Here is a 15824-nt window from a genome sequence, read left to right as displayed (position 1 = left end):
GTGGCGGAGGCGGCCGCCACGGCCCCGGGTCGGGTGATCGGGGTCGGGATCAGGCGGGCGGCGCCTGGAGGTGGACCGCCTCGATGCCGCGGTTCACCTCCCGCATGATGTCGGTCATGTCGTAGTAGGGCTGGTCCTGCTGGTTGGTCAGACCGACGTTGAACGCTTCGGTGGCGCCCGGCTTGTGGGTCACCGCCTGGTCGTAGGCGGAGAACCAGGCGAAGCCGACGAAGGCCCGGCTCCCGGCCTGTGCCTCGACGAATGCCCGGTACTTCTCCCCGCGGTCCCGCTGGCTGGTCGCCGTGGTTGCCGCGTTGGCCGCGGTCATTCCCCTCTCGGGGAACATGAAGGAGAACTCCAGGGTCAGGATCGGCTTGCCGTAACTCTCGTACTGCCGCAGATAGTCGACGCTGGTCGAGTACCAGTCGAAGGAGATGGCGTCGAGGTACTCGCGCCCGCCGACGTTCCACTCCGGACTGGTGCGCCAGGTGGGTACCAGGGAGCCGCCGAGGAAAAGATGGTGCGGGTCCTGCCTGTGGATCGCGTGGCGCACCTTCCTGAAGTACGTCTTCGAGGCCAGCGTGATGAACGCCGTGACGTCCGCCGCGGGCACCCGGGCGATGCTGATCGGGACGTCCCCCAGGGAGTGGAAGGAATCCGCGTCGGTGCCGAGAATGACGTTGACCCGGTCGATGTCGTCGCCGTAGGTGTCGGCCAGGTACCGGACGAAGGCGGTCTTCGCCGCGAGAGTGGAGTCGCGCTTGACCACCTCGGCGACGACGTCACGGCTCCAGCCGCGCTCGTTCTCGAAGAAATACCCGATGAGCCACGGGTTTTTGCGGTTCCCGTGCAGATCGAAGGTGCGGTCCAGCTTGGCCGAGAAGTCGGGGTCGAACGGGTCGATTCCCCACAGCACCCGGATCACGTCGGGAGGTGTCGGCGCCTGAGCGAGGTACGGCATGACGACTTCGGTGTCGAGCGTCCACTTTCCCTGGGCGTTGAACCCCCAGTCGATCATGCGTTTGGCGACCGTCCTGCGCCACTTGGGCCGGTAGTCGTCCCCGTACTTCCGCGCGAGGTTGGCTCTGAGGAAGCTCACGACGTGTCCCTTGTCGTCCTCGGTGTAGCAGGACGCGAACTGCACGGGGTCCGGCAGTTCCTCGAAGAGGTCGACGAGTGTGCCGTCCGGGTTCTTCCACCAGGTGCCGTACCCCCACTCCTCGGGGGAGAAGGCGTCCACGGCCTTGAGGATGAACAGATGGCCGTCCGGGGTGACGAACCACCACCGGCCGTCGATCTGCTCCAGCCGGAAGTAACCGGTGGCTCTGTGTCGTCCGAGCTCCTTCAGGCCGCCGTACCGGTCGTACCGGCCCCGGTCCGGAGCGACGTGGGCCAGCCTGGCAGCCTCCTGCGCGTACTCACTGCGCAGTTGCTCGTCCGAAACGACCTTTCCGGGCCAGTCCTGGTGGAGGTACTGCCCGTAGCGGTCGACCAGCCAGGTGGCGCCTGCGAGTTGAGCCGGCGCGTCCGCGTGAGCGGGCGAGGCGAACTGGGACAGTGCGAGCGCGGCGGGAACGCCGCGTATCAGGGTGCGTCGCGAGATCATGGATTGAACTCCTTTGCTCAGTCCGGGCACACGGACTGGGTACCGGCGATGGGGAGGGGCGCATCCTGGTGTCGCTGTTCCAACTCCTGGTGGGTCTGCGTCATGACGTTGGTCATGGCGGTGTAGGGCTGGTCCTGCTGGTTGACCAGGCCGAAGTTGAAGTTCTCACCGTCGGACGCGCGACCGGTGATGGCCTGGTCGTAGTAGCTGAACCAGCCGGACCCGACGAAGACCGGGCTCTCGGCCTCTCCCCAGCTGAACTGCTGGTGCATGGTGCCGCGGTCGGCGATGTCGTCGGCGCTGACGGAGCCGTTGATGCTGCGAAGGCCCCGGTCGTGGACGTTGAACGAGTGCTCCAGGTTGAGTACGGGCTTGTCGTACGGCTCGTACTTGTCCAGGTAGGTCGCGCTGTTGCTGTAGACGTCGACGGAGATGGCGTCCACGAACTCGCGCCCGCATACCTCCCACGCCAGGGTGGAACGCCAGCCCGGCACCAGGGCGGAGCCGAGGAACAGGTGATTTCCGTCGTACTTGCTGAGCGCCGTCCGGACGGTCGAGTAGTAGGTCTTGGACGCCTCGCCGATGAATTCGGTGCGCAGGGTGCTGCCAGTGGGCACCTTCGCGGAGAGGTCCGTGATCTCCAGGGTCTCCTGTGTGGTGCCCGGAGTCATCCCCAGCTTGTTGTCGGTCTCCGTCAGGCCGTAGGTGTTGATCATGTAGGCGACGAAAGCTGCCTTGGCCGGAGACTGGCCGCCGGCGTCCGCCAGCACCTTGGTCATCACGTCGTCGTCCCAGCCCCGTTCGTTGTCGAAGAAGTAGCCGATCAGCCAAGGACTGTTGACGTTTGTCCGGACGATTCCGGTTGGGGAACCGAGCTGCTTGTCGAGCGCCGTGGCGAATGCCGGGTCGAACGGGTCTATGGCGTATGTGGTGATGTATTTCACCGTCTTCGAGTCCGGTGCCGTGATTTGGCCTATCCAGGGCATCTGGAGGCCCCCGTCGCGGGACCACTTGGACTGCGCGTTGAAGCCCCACTTGGTCAGGCGCTTCTTGGTGATGTCGCGCCACGGCGTCTCCCAGTCCGTGACCGGGTACTTGCGCATCAGGTTCGCCTTGACGAAGCTCATCTCCTTGCGGTCACTGCTGTAAGCAGCGGCGTAGGTTGCCTCGTCGGGCAGGGCCGAGAATTTCCCGAGCTGCAGGCCACCGGAGTCCTTCACGACCGTGGCGTAGCCCCAGTCGGTGGCAGAGGTGGCGTCGATTCCCTTGAGAATGAACTTGTTGCCGTCGGGGGTGATGAACCACCACTTGCCCGTTTCGGCATCTTTCTTCAGGCTGAAGTAGCTGGGGTGGTCTTCGGTAGTGCCGAGCGCCTTGACGCCTCCGTACTGGTCGTACTTGGCCGGGTCCAGCGTGACGCCGGCCAGCGCCGCGGTTTCGTCCGTGGCGTCCTGCTGCAGTTGCTGGTCGGAGGTCAGCTTTCCGGGCCAGGTCCCGTACAGGTACTGGCCGTAGATGTCTGCCAGCCGGGTGGGGACGGACACCTCCGCAGCCAGCTGTGACTGGTCGTACGGGGCAGGAGTCGGGTCGACGGTGCCGCTGCCGGCCGTGAAGGTGACTTCGGAGAGCGGGAGGTGCAGGAACTGGTTGACGCGCGTCAACTTGATGCGTACGAACCGGGCCTGCGTGTTGTTCATCGCGACGGTGCGCTGGTAGTCCAGCTGGCTGCGGTCCCAGGCTTCGCTGTGCGCGACGCGGTAGGCGGTGCCCGCTTCGGTCCGGTAGGTGACCTCGATCTCGTCGAAGCCCCAGAATGCGTTGTCCGCCGTACTCGTGATCGAGATGCTGCTGAGCGGGCGGTCGTACAGCAGGTCGAAGACGAGGGTCACGCTCTTGGGTGCGCCCGAGGCACCCTCCCATCCGACGCAGTCGGTGGTGCTGCCGTTGAAGAGCTTGCTGTCCTGGAACGCCACCACACGATCGCTGCCCGCTTCCGGGTGCATCGACGTGGATGGGCTGCTGGCGTAGTAGTTCCCGTCGGTGACCGTTTCGGCCCGGGCGCGCTGAGCGCCGAGCAGCTGTACGGAGAGGAGCGTCAGCAGCAGCGCCAGCACCATGCGCAGCAGCCGGTGCCGCCGCAGGGCCATGCGTACGGTCATGGGGTCATCCCTTCAGACCGGTGAAATTGATTCCGCGGACGATGTGGCGCTGGAACACCAGGTAGAGCAGCAGCGGAGGGATGATCGTGATGAGCATCCCGGCGATGACCTGGTTCTGTTGCGTCGTCTCGGCGAGCCGTGGCAGCGCGACCGACAGTGGTTGCGCGTCGGGGTCGGAGATGACGATCATGGGCCAGAGGAATTCCTTCCATGCGCTCATGACCGCCAGCAGGGACACCACGGCGACGATCGGGCCGGACATCGGCATGATGATCTGCCAGAACAGCCGCCAGGGTCCGGCTCCGTCGACCTGGGCCGCCTCGTGGAGTTCGCGGGGCAGGCTGTCGAAGAACTGCTTCATGATCAGCACGTTGAAGGCGTGTGCCCCGGCCGGCAGCCACACCGCCCAGGGCGTGTTGGCGATCGACACGCCGGTGAAGGGCATGTGGAGCACCACCAGGTAGAGCGCGACCAGCGAGGTGGTGCCGGGTATGAAGAGGGTGGCGAGCACGGCGTAGTAGACGACGCGGCCGTACCGGGGGCGCAGTACCGACAGGGCATACGCGCCACAGGTCGCCACCAGCAGCTGGAAGAACCAGGACCCGCCCACCAGGACCGCTGTGTTGAGCAGGTACCGGCCGAGCCTCAGCCTCTCCCAGGCGCTGGCGAGATTGCCCCACTGGAAGACGGAGGGCCACAGCCGCAGTGGATCCCTGAGGATCTCCTGGGTGGGGGACAGGGCCCCCTTGACCGTCCACAGGATCGGTCCGAGGCCGGCGATCGCGACCACGGCCAGGATGACGGGCTGCGAGATCCTCAGGGTCCAGCGTACGGAGGGGCGGCGCCGGTCGGCCGGTGAGATCACGCCGCGGAACTGGTCGTCGTCGCTCATGAGGTGCTCCACTTGCGGGTCAGGCGCAGATAGACGGCAGACAGCAGGGCCAGTGCCAGGGCAAGCAGCACGCTGAGTGCGGCGGCGGTGCCGTAGTCGCCGTTGAGGAACGCGTACCGGTAGATCAGCAGCAGGATGCTCACGGTCGAGTCCTCCGGTCCGCCGTCGGTGAGGATGAAGGGCTCGGTGAAGACCTGGAAGGTGCCGATGATCTGGAGCAGCAGCATGATCAGGATGACGCCGCGCAGCTGTGGCAGCGTCACATGCCAGATGCGCCGCCTGATCGATGCACCGTCCAGCTCGGCGGCCTCGTACAGGTCGGCCGGCACGCTGGACAGCGCCGCCATGTAGATCAGTGTGGTGCTGCCGGCGTTCGCCCAGGTGGCCGCCAGCACCAGGCTCGGCATCGCGGAGGCCGCCGACTGCAGCCAGGGGTACGGGCCGAGGCCGATGTAGCCGAGGACCTGATTGAAGAGCCCGAAGTCCGGGTCGTAGAACCAGCGCCAGAGCATCAGTGCGACCACCGGCGGGACCACCACGGGGAGGTAGATCAGCACCCGGAAGACCCCGCCCAGTCGTCTGAGCTCGGTGACCAGCATCGCCAGCATGATGGGGACCGGAAACCCGATCACCAGGGCCAGGGCGACGAACCAGGCGGTGTTCCGCAGCGTGGTCCACAGGAGGGGGTCGGTGAACAGGAATTGGAAGTTGTCCAGCCCGACCCAGGTGGGTGGGTTGACCAGGTCGGTCTCCTGGAAGCCGAGGATGACACTCCGGCCGATCGGCCACCAGGCGAAGCAGCCGAAGAGCAGCAGCAGCGGCAGCAGGAAGAGCAGCGAGGCGAGCCCGAAGCCGCGACGACCCGGCGGGCGGAGCAGGGCGAGACGCGAACCGAGGCCGCTCGGCCGGGTGGTGTCCGGCTGCTCCTTCCGCGGTGGCGCGGTGGTACCACCGGCGGGCTGGACGATGGTCATCGCTGGGCCCGCTCCAGTGCGGGGACGGCCTTCTTCTCCGCTTTGTCCAGCTCGGACCCGGGGTCGGCGCTCTTACGGGTGAGCACGGCCGTCACGGCGCTGTCCAGGGCGGCGTACACGTCCTGGGCGGCCACCGACGGCTCGACGACGAACTCCTGCTGCTTCACACCGCTGTTGAAGGGCGCGAAGTTCTCGAGCGGGACGGTGGCGTGCTCGTTCCGGGCCTTGTCGACGGGGCCGCTCACGGTGGGCTGGTAGAGGGGAACGGTCGGCGTGCCCACCGGGATGCCGTCGGCGGCCTCCGCCTTCGCCCGCGTGCCGGCCTCCGCCGGGTCGTGCTTAGCCCTGAGGTAGTAGTAGTCGATCCACTTCACCGCGGCTTCGCGCTGGGCTGCGTCGGCCTTCGGATTGATCACGGCCATCTTGCCGCCGAGCATGGTGGCCGACCGGCTCGCCGAGGGCAGTGCGGCGACACCGTAGATCTTGGGGTCGCCGTTGTACTTGGTGATGTGGTCGACGTAGGTGCTGGGCGTCGCCATCATCATGCCGATACGGCCGGCCGAGAACGACTTCTGGATCTCGCCCGCGTCCCGCAGCTGCTGGGTGCCCATGGAATTGTCCTGCCAGCGCAGCTCCTTGAGCCATTCCAGGGCCTGCTGCACCGGTGTGTCGTTGAAGGCCGCGACCTGCTTGCCGCCCTCTTCCTTCTCGATCCGGCCGCCGTACGTGTACGTCATGGCGGTCAGCGTCCAGCCGCCCGTGTTGTTCGTCGTCGGCTGCGCGTAGCCCGGCAGGCCGGTCTTCTCCGAGATCGCCTTCGCAGCCTGCCGGACCTCGTCCCAGGTCTTCGGCGGGTTGTCCGGATCGAGCCCGGCCTTCTTGAACAGTTCCCGGTTGTAGACCAGGGAGAGGGCGAACTCACTGGTGGGCAGGCCGTAGTTGTGCCCCTTGGCATCCGTGCCCGGCGCCAGCGCGCGCTTGTCGAACTGGTCGGCGTCCGGCAGAGCCTTCACCTGGTCGGTGATGTCCGCGATCTGGTGACGGCTGATGAGCCCCTGGGGTTCGGTGAGCGGGACGATGAACGCCGTTTCGAGCTGGCCACCGGCCAGCCGGGCGGCGAAGGTCTTCGCGTCCCACACCGCCTCACTCGGCTTGACAACGATGTCCGGATTCGCCTTCTCGAAGGCGGCCACCTGGTCGGTGAACTGCTTGCGCAAGGTCATCTGGGTGGTCGGGGGCATGTCCGTCACCGTGATGGTCACTTTGCCGTCGGCGGCATCGCTGCTGGAGTCCGAGGACGAGCAGGCCGCCGCGGTGAGTGTGAGCAGCCCCGCGGTACAGCAGGCGGCAAGTCTGGACCATGGTGTTCGCATCTTGTGGACTCCTTGTCCTCGGCGCGCGTCATTTCGGCAAAGGGATGCCCGCGGCGCGGATGCGCAGCGGGTGTGGTGAAGGAGTGACGGGGCGGTCGCGGCCGCGAGCACGTCGGACACGAATCCTCGCCCGTCTGCCTGGCGGCCGAGCGGGCGTTATCGGTAGTGCGGCTCCAACTCACCCTCGAAGTAAATCGGTTGAGCTGGGACAGTAGTAAGCGTCTCGGTGAGGGTCAAGACTTCCATCACCACCAATCCACAGGGGATCTGATGGGGTGTTATCTCCCTGTCTGTCATTGTTCAGGATGGTGTGCAAGGCATGTGACGGGCCGTGGGTTCACGTCAAGTTCGGAAACCGGTATACCTGCTGGGGTCGTATGCGTTCGGGGGGCGTTAGCCTGAGAGACGTGACCGAAGAACAACAGACCCCGCGCCGACGGCCGACGATCTCCGACGTCGCCACCCGCGCAGGAGTGTCCAAGGGCGCCGTGTCCCGGACTTTCAACGGGGGCAAGGGCATCAGCGTCGGCACGATGGCGAGGATCAGGGCAGCTGCCGCCGAGCTCAACTGGACGCCGAACACCGCGGCCCGCGCCGTCGGCGGCGGTCCCGCGCACGCCGTGGGGATGGTGCTGCGCCGGCCCGCGGAACTCCTCGAACTCGACCCGTTCTTCCCCGCGTTCCTGGCAGGAGCGGAGAGCGCGCTCACCACGGTGGGGTACGCGGCAGTGCTGAGGTTCGTCGACGACGCCCACACCGAGCGCGAGTGCTACGAGCAGATGGCCGGGGAGCGACGGGTCGACGGGTTCCTGCTGACCGACCTGCGCCACCGCGACCCGCGCTTCGAGTGGCTCACCCGGCTGGGCACCCGGGCCGTGGTCGCCGGATCGCCGGGCCGCACCTGCCCGTTCCCCTGGGTCAGCACCGGCGGCGCGGAGCAGGTCCGCGAGCTGACTCGGCACCTCGTAGCCCAGGGACACCGCAACATCGCCCATGTCTCGGGGCCTCCGAGTCTGCGCCATGCCCGGAGCCGCCGTCAGCTGTGGGAGGACACCCTGGCCGAAGCGGGGCTCGAACCGGGCCCCGTGGTGGCGGCCGACTTCACCACCGAGGGCGGCGCGCAGGCCACCCGCGCACTGCTGGAGCTGTCACCACGTCCCACGGCGATCTTCTACGCCAACGACCTCATGGCGATCGCAGGGCTGTCCGTGCTGGCCGAGTACGGCGTGAAGGTCCCCGAGGAGATGGCCGTGGCCGGGTTCGACGACATCAGCCTCGCCAGCTACGTCACCCCGGCCCTGACCACGGTCCGCTGCGACTATCGCCGGATGGGACAGATCGCCGCCCACACGCTGCTGGCGCAGTTGCGCAACGAGGACGTGGCTCCCCAGATCACCATCGGCGGCGAGCTCCGGCTGCGGCGATCCACCGGCGCGTGACCGCACCTGCCCGGGGCCCGTCCCGGCCCACCCCCTCCGGCTCGGCAGAGGAGCACTGCCTCATGCGATCAAGGACCACGGACCCGGCCCGCACCGTCCGGAGGGGGGCCCGATGAGCGCCGCCGGGCCCGCCCACTCGTACGTGCCCGCCTCCGATCCCGGCGGTCCCGGCCACCAGACCCCGGCCGGACGGCACACCACCGATCTCGGTGGCATCTGGGAATTCACGACCGACCCCGAGGCGGCCGTGTGGGACCGGCTACCCGTACCGGGCAGTTGGGACGTGCACGACAGATACGCCTGCCACCAGGGCGACGGCTGGTACCGGCGGACCTTCGACACGCCCCGCCTCGGCGACGAGGCGGTGGCCCGGCTCCACTTCGAGGCCGTCTGTTACAACGCGACCGTCTGGCTGGGCACCACCCTGCTCGGCACCCATACCGGCGGATACACGCCCTTCGAATACGACGTCACCGAGCTGCTGACGACCGACGGCAGCCCCAACACCCTTACCGTCCGGGCCAACAACGACGAGGTCATCGGTGCCACCTGGCTCTGGGGAGGTATCTCCCGCCCGGTCTCCCTCGTCGTCGATCCGGCCGTACGCGTCGAGAGGCAGCGGGTCACCGCCCACCCCGCGGCGGAGGAGGGCACCGCCGATGTGGTCACGGAGGTCACCGTGTCCAACGCCCTCGACGACGACCGAACCGTACGTCTCGGCGGCATGCTCACGGGCACATCGGGCCGCGTCCTGCGCTGCGGCACACTGCGCCCCGAGTCGGACGCCGGTCAGGACGTGACCGTGCCGGCCCGTTCGGTCACGACCGTCCGGCTGACGACCGTCCTGCCCTCGGGCTCGTACGAACTGTGGTCCCCCGACCGTCCGGCGCTCTACCGGTCCACCGTCACTCTCAGCGAGGGCGGCCGGCTTTCGTATGCCGTCTCCGACCGGTTCGGCATCCGCAGGATCGAGATAGTCCCGGACGGGCTGCTGCTCAACGGCGAACGACTGCGCACCGTGGGCTTCAACCGCGTCCCCGGAGACCGGGTGCACGGCGCCACCGAGCCACCGTCCGTCATCCGCGCCGAGATCGACCACATGAAGCGGGCCGGGGCGGACATGACCCGTATCCACCACGTACCGCAGTCGCCCGACCTCCTCGACCACCTGGACGAGGTCGGGATGCTCAACATCGCCGAGATCTCGGTCTGGGGACAGGAGGCATGTCTCGACCCGGAGCGCTGGATGCCCGAGCTGCGTGAGATGGTGCACCGGGACGCCAACCACCCCTCGATCTTCGCGTGGTCCGTGGCGAACGAGATCAGGGGGACCGAGGAGACCGGCCGGAACTTCGTCCGTGCGCTGATCGACCGGACCCGCGCCGAACTCGACGACTCGCGCCCCCTGACGTACGCCAGCAACACCTTCGACGACATCACGGGCCCGCAGGACGAGGCGCTTCAGTACACCGACTTCATCGCGGTCAACATGTACCGGGACTACACCGAACGGTTGCGGAAGCTGCGCGCGCACTACCCGGACAAGCCGGTCTTCGTCAGCGAATTCAGCAGCGACGGCTACACCTTCACCCCCGAGCGCGAGAGTGTCGAATACGCCTCGCGGTACGACGACGGTGTCCCGGCGGAGCTGTCCCGCCTGCCGTGGGTGATCGGTGCCTCCCGGTGGACCTTCGACGACTACCGCAGCCGCTTCCGGGGTACTTCCGTCAACCAGTTGCGCGGGTGGGGCGTCCAGACCGAGTGGGGTGGCCTGAAACGCAGTTACGACCGGATGCGCGCCGCGTTCGCCCCGGTCCGGGGGCTGCTGCCGACGCCGGTGGACGGCGGCACCCGGATCACGGTCGTCCCGCGCGGAGCGGGCGAACTGCCCGGCCGGATACTGCGCGGTCACCGCTTGCACTGGCGGGCGGTGGACGCCGCGGGCGGCGCCGTGGCCGAGCGGTACGTCCCACTCCCGGACATCACGCCGGGCGGGGCGCCCTTCAGCCGCGACGTCGGATGGCGGACGGACGGGTGGCCGGGCAAGGAGGCCGTCACCGAGTACGTGGGGCTGGTCGATCCACAGGGATACGAAGTAGCCGTCGCCGCCCGGGCCCTGGCCGCACCCGCCGCCCCCCAGGTCGCCCAGACCGTGGTGGCCGACGGCGCTCTGCGGGTGGTCTTCGGCCATGTGCCGGGAGCCGACTCGTACCGTGTCGAAGCGGCTCAGGACGACACGGGCACGGGCACGGCGGCCCTTTCCCGCACCGTCCACAAGGACGGCCACGCGGACATCGCGGGACTGCTGAACGGAACCCCGCACCGGGTGCGCGTCGTCGCCGTGTGCGCGGCGGGAGAGACCGCTTCCGGGTGGCGGACCGGGCTCGTCCCACGTGCGGACGCCGGACCGCTGCCGCCGGACGTACAGGCGCTGAAGCCCGTCCCGTCCGGCATCGTGCTCCACTGGCGCGGCGGGGGAGCGGACCTGGCCTGCGCCATCGAGGTCGCCGACGCCCGCAGCGGCGAGGTGATCCGCTCCTGGACCACCACCGTCCGCGGCTTCAGCCGCATCGAGGATCTGGGCACCGACCGCCGGGTGCGGGCCCGTGTCCGGGCCCTGCGTGCCGACGGTGAGGCCACTGCCTGGTCGCAGTGGCTGGAGACAAGGACCGCCTAGGCAGGTTCGCCCCGCACCGGGCCGCGGCCTCGCCCCGACCGTGCTCCGGGTGTGGCCACGGCCGGCCGGAGCCGTCAGGCATACGCGCGCAGCGCCACGATGCGTGCTTCCGGCGCGCCGTTCGTCGCCTCCGCCACCACGCGCAGCGCGGTGGTCCGGAACGGGGCGAAGCGGTGCGTCCGGTGGCGGCGGCGGTTTCCGGTCTCCCGGGCGACCCGAGTCCAGCCGCCGCCGTCCGCGAGTACCTCGATGCGGTAGTCGCGGACCAGCTCCGGCATGATCTCGAACTCCGTGCGGTGCCGGTGCAGGTTGTTCAGGTACTCGTCCACGTCGTCGTCGAGTACGAGATGCACCGTGCCGATCTCCACCGGGGCGTCCCAGTCGAGCCGCAACCACGCCTCACCGGGCTCGCCGGCGTGCCACATCTGAGGGCCGCCGAAGGGCCGCTGGTAACCGCCGACGGTCTTGTCGGGGGCGTACGCCCGGGTCGGACCGGCGCGGAAGCAGAAGCTGCGTCGACGCAGGCCGCGGGCGACCCATTCGGCCACCGGCTGGCCGTGCTCCTCCGGGATGTCGTGGTCGACTCCCGGCTCGCCCGCGCGCTTGCGGGCCAGACTGAGCACACCGGTGCGCCGCTGGTCGGCCAGGTGCACGGACGCGTACGGATCGGCCCGTACGATCACGACGGCGTTGGCCGGCTCGTCCGGCCGCCAGGGCAGATGGGCGGACACCCACTGCTCCTTGCCTTCCTGGACCGGGACCGTACGGGAGACCAGCCGGCGGGCGGGTACGGCGTTCTCGCCGCGCAGGGTGTCCCAGAGCTCGATGGTCAGTTCGGTGCCGGCTCGCGCGTCCACCAGGAGTTCCACGTCGTCCAGTCGCGGATCCACCGGCAGCACGAGCGCGAGGTCGCGGTCGAGCGGCAGCGGTGTGGAGGATGTGGTGGGCCCCGGCTCGACGGCGAGCCGGGTGAGGGTGCTGGAGGCGGAGACGCGTGCCGCGCGGGCCAGATCGTCCGGGTCGGTGTTCCGCACGCCCATCAGCGAGGCGTCCTGCCGGAGCAGGGTCTGCTGCAGGAGTGCCGGTCGCGCGTCGTTCAGCGTGCGCGGTGTCAGGCCGAGTGCGGCGCACAGGGCGGCGCCGGTGCCCGCGGCCTCGCCGAGGGTGGCGCAGGTGGCCATGACACGGGTGGAGCCGAACGCGATGTGGGTGGCGGAAATGTTGCGCCCGGCGAAGAGGAGGTTGCCGACGTTCCGTGAGTAGATGCTGCGGAAGGGGATGTGGTAGACGCCGTCGGAGTAGCGTTGCCGGGCGCCCGGTTCCTCGGCGTACATGCCCTCGACCGGATGCAGGTCCACCGACCACCCGCCGAACGCGATCCGGTCGGCGAAGGGTTCCTGGGCCATCACCTCGGTCTGGTTCAGGACGTGGTCGCCGATGAAGCGACGGTACTCACGCTTGCCGGGGATGGATCCGACCCATTCCAGTGTGAGGTTGGCGGCGTCGAATCCGCCGCTGTTCTTGATGTGGTCCCAGATGCCGTGGATGACGGACCACAGCTCGTCGCGGATGCGCTCGTTGTCGTCCACCGTGTCCAGCGAGCCGCCCCACTCCACCCACCAGTAGTCGCATCCGTTGTCTCCGGTACGGATCAGCCGGTGCTCGGGGATGGGCGTGTCCAGTATGTTCCTGGCGAAGGACGGGGGCACGTACTTCACCGGATGGCCGGCGTCCTTGGTGTAGAACAGGATGGTGCTGCCGAGCAGTTGCCGGTCGGGCTCGGGCGGCGCCCACTCCTCGCCGTACTCGTCGCGGGATTCGCGGCCGATGCGGTGGTCGGCTCCCGCGAGATGACCGATCAGCCCGTCGCCGGTGCAGTCGACGAAGACCGGCGAGAAGAAGGTGGTGAGTCGCTCGGAGCCCATGGTCCAGCCGGTGACCGACTCGATCCGCTTCCCGTGCTCCGCGGTGATGTCACGGACATCCGTGTTGAGGTGGAGCCGGAGATTCGGTTCGGCGAGCACCGCGTCGAGCACGACCTGATCCCAGTAATAGGGATTGCCGTCCGGGTTCCGGTACTGGTTCTCCAGGTACAGCTCGCCCATGATGCCGGTCTCGCGGGCCCACCGGTGCACCCCGTGGGCGGTGGCCCCGCACACCCACACCCGCACCTCGCTGCTCGAATTGCCGCCCAGCACGGGGCGGTTGTGCACCAGCGCGACGGTACGGCCCAGCCGCGCAGCGGCGATCGCGGCACACACCCCGGCCAGGCCGCCGCCGACGACGGTGACATCGCTGTGGACGCTCTCCTCACGCATGAGGCACTACCGAGGCCAGGGCCCCACGGGAGGCGCGAATGAGGACGAGTCCGCGTGGAGGGGGGAGCGGACGGAGAAGTGGTTCACATCCATGAATGAGAAACACACTTGAGGACATGTCAAGAATGTAGAGGGCGCGTGGAGTTGAGGTCAAGGAGGCGGACGGGCGGGGCTGGAGCGGTGCCTTCGCGGCGGGCGGCCCCGGCCTCGGGACCGGTGAGCCCGCATGTCGAGGTGTCGCGTACTCGCCATGGCGCCGGTCGATCGTCACCCTGTGTCGGTGCGCTGCGGCATGATGACCGCCGTGGACACGGAGACACTGATAGACGTCTGGCAGCGGCTGCTCGCCGACCCTCGCAAGTCGTGGGTGCTGTTCGAGCACGGCACTTGTGTCGTGCTGACCGCTCCGGGGGGAGAGCCGGCTGAACAGGCCGTCGAGCTCCTGAAGAAGTTCGGCCCGGCGCATGCCGGGTCTTCAGCAGGAGACTTCGGAGTGATCGACCTCAAGGATGCCGAGGGATGGGTCGTCACCGGGCACCACAACGACGTCCTTACCTATGTCGGCCCTGACGAGACTCAGGATCAGTCGGAGATTGCTGTCGGGCTGCTCGGACGTTCCAAGCGCCACCGGGACGGCACTGAACTGCACGTCGTACACGTTGAGGACAAGCGAGGCTCAGCGGACCCGGCGTGAGTACCCGCGATTCACCGCTGGTGATCGCCGGGGGCGTATCGGCTCCAGGTTCCGCCTGCTTCGGTGACCAGTTGTGCGGCTCTCCTGTCGTGGTACCCGAGCGCCTTCGCGATGACGGGGGCCGGGGCGGGATGGCGGCCGGGCCGCGGAGGAGGCGGACGCGCGGCGGGCCGGGAGGTTCTGGGCCGATGTGGCGATCAGGTCGGCCGGATCGCGGTCGAGGATGTCGCAGAGCGTGGCCGGCACCGGCACTTCGAGGTCCCCGCCTGCCGGTACGGGGACCTCGGTGGCCTCAGTGGTGGAAGAGCCGGAGCCCGGTCCGCGCGAGGGCGATCTGATGCTCGCGGCAGGCGTCCTCGACCTCGGCGGACCGGATCGACCCACCGGGCTCGGCGATGTAGCCGACGCCGTGCCGGTGGGCATGGTCGACGTTGTCGCGGAAGGGCAAGGCGCCGTCCGAGACGAACGCGACCTCTCTCAAGCCGGTCAGCCACTGCCTGCGCTGGTCGTCTGTCAGCTCGGGTGCGGGCATGGAGAGCGCGTTCGCCAGCCGCACGTTCTCGTCCGGGGTGAGGTCGCCCTCGATGAAGCGGATCTGCCAATTGATCCTGTCCTGACGCCGGATTGCCGGCCGGAAGGCGAGTGCGCGGACCGCCGGGTGGCGTCGCAGCCACCAGGTGTCGGCTTTCGCACCGGCCAGCCGGGTGCAGTCGACTCGGGACTGCTGGCCTGCGCCGATCCCCAGTGTTGTCCCTCCGAGCAGGTAGCACACGGAGTTGGACTGGGTGTGGCGCAGGACGGCGAGACCCAGCAGGAGATCCTCCGCGGCCGTCGCAGGCAGTGCACCGCACACGACGTCGTCCAGCAGCGTGGTGATCAGAGCCACTTCGTCACGCTGTTGGGTGAGCCGCAGGCCGAACACATCCCGTCGCTCGTGCTGCGGGGGGACGAAGGCCTCGTCTGCTTCCATGACCAGGAAGCGGCCGTTCTTCTTCTTGCTGAGCGTCGCGACGGTGCCGGGTGCGTAGCCGGGGGCGATGATGCCGTCGCAGACCACGCCGGTCAGGAGTTCGGCGAGCTCCGTGTCGACCGGGTGTGAGACGGCGGCGAAGTCGCCGTAGGAGGATTTCGGATCGGCATCGCGGGCTCGCAGGTAGGCGCTGGTGAGCGCACCGACGCCGGCGCGGTCGATGCCGTAGAGCTCAGCCGTGACGTCATCGACGGGCCCGGTCACGGCCGCGCCGGCCGGTGAGACGTGCTTGAAGGACGTAGCGGCCGGCCGGTTCAGGGCCCGACTGGCCTCCAGGACCAGTTGCCAGCTGTTCAGCGCGTCCAGCATGTTGATGTAGGACGGGCTTCCTTGCAGTACCCGGACCGGCAGCCGGCCGGGGCGCACCGGTGCGGCATGGGCCGCCTGCTGCTGCGGGTTGATTCCGTAACGCAGATCCACGTCGGGAGCCTCCTGTGTCAGCCGAACGTCACTGACGCAGGCGCCCAGGCGGTCGACGCTCACGCGGGAAAACGGCCGCTCCCCGGTGGTTCTCCACCTTCGCCAGTTGCGGCCCGGCCAGATCTTACCCGCGGAGGCGCTCGGAAGGATCGCGGTGATGCCGTTGTGTCAGCGGGCATCCGGAACCGGGTCAGCGCCCTCACCCCGACCGAACCATGATCGTTCTCACAGACGACCGCTGT

General features: G+C 68.5%; 10 protein-coding genes and 1 riboswitch. Of the genes, 3 read left to right on the top strand and 7 right to left on the bottom strand.

Features of this window, described 5'->3' with window-relative positions; all coding sequences use genetic code 11:
- Positions 1-49: 49 nt before the first annotated feature.
- From ACFVXE_RS20060 to ACFVXE_RS20040, 5 genes are read right to left on the bottom strand one after another with little or no spacing between them, the layout of a single operon-like run.
- Positions 50-1606: a hypothetical protein gene (locus ACFVXE_RS20060; RefSeq protein WP_389672693.1), complete on the bottom strand. Its 1557-nt coding sequence runs from the start codon at positions 1604-1606 to the stop codon at positions 50-52.
- Positions 1607-1623: 17 nt separating this feature from the next.
- Entirely contained in the window at positions 1624-3765 is a 2142-nt protein-coding gene (locus tag ACFVXE_RS20055) for a hypothetical protein (RefSeq protein WP_389672692.1), read from the bottom strand.
- A gap of 4 nt (positions 3766-3769) precedes the next feature.
- A complete protein-coding gene (locus ACFVXE_RS20050) occupies positions 3770-4657 on the bottom strand; it encodes a carbohydrate ABC transporter permease (protein ID WP_389672690.1) in 888 nt (295 codons plus the stop codon).
- Complete coding sequence (locus ACFVXE_RS20045) at positions 4654-5631, bottom strand: carbohydrate ABC transporter permease (RefSeq protein WP_389672688.1); 978 nt, start codon at positions 5629-5631, stop codon at positions 4654-4656. The genes ACFVXE_RS20050 and ACFVXE_RS20045 overlap by 4 nt, the downstream gene beginning before the upstream one ends.
- The gene (locus ACFVXE_RS20040) at positions 5628-7004 is read right to left on the bottom strand and encodes an ABC transporter substrate-binding protein (protein WP_389672686.1); all 1377 of its coding nucleotides are present in this window, start codon (positions 7002-7004) and stop codon (positions 5628-5630) included. The genes ACFVXE_RS20045 and ACFVXE_RS20040 overlap by 4 nt, the downstream gene beginning before the upstream one ends.
- Before the next feature lie 407 nt (positions 7005-7411).
- Here ACFVXE_RS20040 and ACFVXE_RS20035 point away from each other — a divergent pair, with 407 nt between their 5' ends.
- Both ACFVXE_RS20035 and ACFVXE_RS20030 read left to right on the top strand, forming a co-directional pair.
- On the top strand, positions 7412-8443 hold the full coding sequence (locus ACFVXE_RS20035; RefSeq protein ID WP_389672684.1) for a LacI family DNA-binding transcriptional regulator: 1032 nt from the start codon (positions 7412-7414) through the stop codon (positions 8441-8443).
- Between the two features lie 112 nt (positions 8444-8555).
- Positions 8556-11120 carry a glycoside hydrolase family 2 protein gene (locus ACFVXE_RS20030; protein ID WP_389672683.1) on the top strand — a complete coding sequence of 855 codons (2565 nt, stop codon included), beginning with the start codon at positions 8556-8558 and terminating at the stop codon, positions 11118-11120.
- Between the two features lie 74 nt (positions 11121-11194).
- On the opposite strand, the gene ACFVXE_RS20025 is transcribed toward ACFVXE_RS20030, so the two are convergent.
- Positions 11195-13438 (bottom strand): FAD-dependent oxidoreductase, encoded by a 2244-nt coding sequence (locus tag ACFVXE_RS20025; RefSeq protein WP_389672681.1) that lies wholly within the window; start codon positions 13436-13438, stop codon positions 11195-11197.
- A 292-nt stretch (positions 13439-13730) separates the two neighbouring features.
- Here ACFVXE_RS20025 and ACFVXE_RS20020 point away from each other — a divergent pair, with 292 nt between their 5' ends.
- Positions 13731-14132, top strand: coding sequence for a hypothetical protein (locus ACFVXE_RS20020; RefSeq protein WP_389672735.1), 402 nt, complete (start codon positions 13731-13733; stop codon positions 14130-14132).
- A 292-nt stretch (positions 14133-14424) separates the two neighbouring features.
- On the opposite strand, the gene ACFVXE_RS20015 is transcribed toward ACFVXE_RS20020, so the two are convergent.
- A complete protein-coding gene (locus ACFVXE_RS20015; RefSeq protein ID WP_389672680.1) occupies positions 14425-15645 on the bottom strand; it encodes a phosphoribosylaminoimidazolecarboxamide formyltransferase in 1221 nt (406 codons plus the stop codon).
- Positions 15618-15702: riboswitch (ZMP/ZTP riboswitch) on the bottom strand. (Overlaps the previous gene by 28 nt.)
- Positions 15703-15824 lie beyond the last annotated feature (122 nt).

The sequence above is a fragment of the Streptomyces sp. NPDC058231 genome (assembly GCF_042882275.1).
Lineage (GTDB): Bacteria > Actinomycetota > Actinomycetes > Streptomycetales > Streptomycetaceae > Streptomyces.
This window is presented reverse-complemented; position numbering and strand designations above follow the sequence as displayed.

Bases quoted from the DNA above. Each gene is read 5' to 3' on its own strand.
- ACFVXE_RS20060 (WP_389672693.1), bottom strand. From the start codon at position 1,606: ATGATCTCGCGACGCACCCTGATACGCGGCGTTCCCGCCGCGCTCGCA.
- ACFVXE_RS20055 (WP_389672692.1), bottom strand. From the start codon at position 3,765: ATGACCGTACGCATGGCCCTGCGGCGGCACCGGCTGCTGCGCATGGTG.
- ACFVXE_RS20050 (WP_389672690.1), bottom strand. From the start codon at position 4,657: ATGAGCGACGACGACCAGTTCCGCGGCGTGATCTCACCGGCCGACCGG.
- ACFVXE_RS20045 (WP_389672688.1), bottom strand. From the start codon at position 5,631: ATGACCATCGTCCAGCCCGCCGGTGGTACCACCGCGCCACCGCGGAAG.
- ACFVXE_RS20040 (WP_389672686.1), bottom strand. From the start codon at position 7,004: ATGCGAACACCATGGTCCAGACTTGCCGCCTGCTGTACCGCGGGGCTG.
- ACFVXE_RS20030 (WP_389672683.1), top strand. From the start codon at position 8,556: ATGAGCGCCGCCGGGCCCGCCCACTCGTACGTGCCCGCCTCCGATCCC.
- ACFVXE_RS20025 (WP_389672681.1), bottom strand. From the start codon at position 13,438: ATGCGTGAGGAGAGCGTCCACAGCGATGTCACCGTCGTCGGCGGCGGC.
- ACFVXE_RS20020 (WP_389672735.1), top strand. From the start codon at position 13,731: ATGATGACCGCCGTGGACACGGAGACACTGATAGACGTCTGGCAGCGG.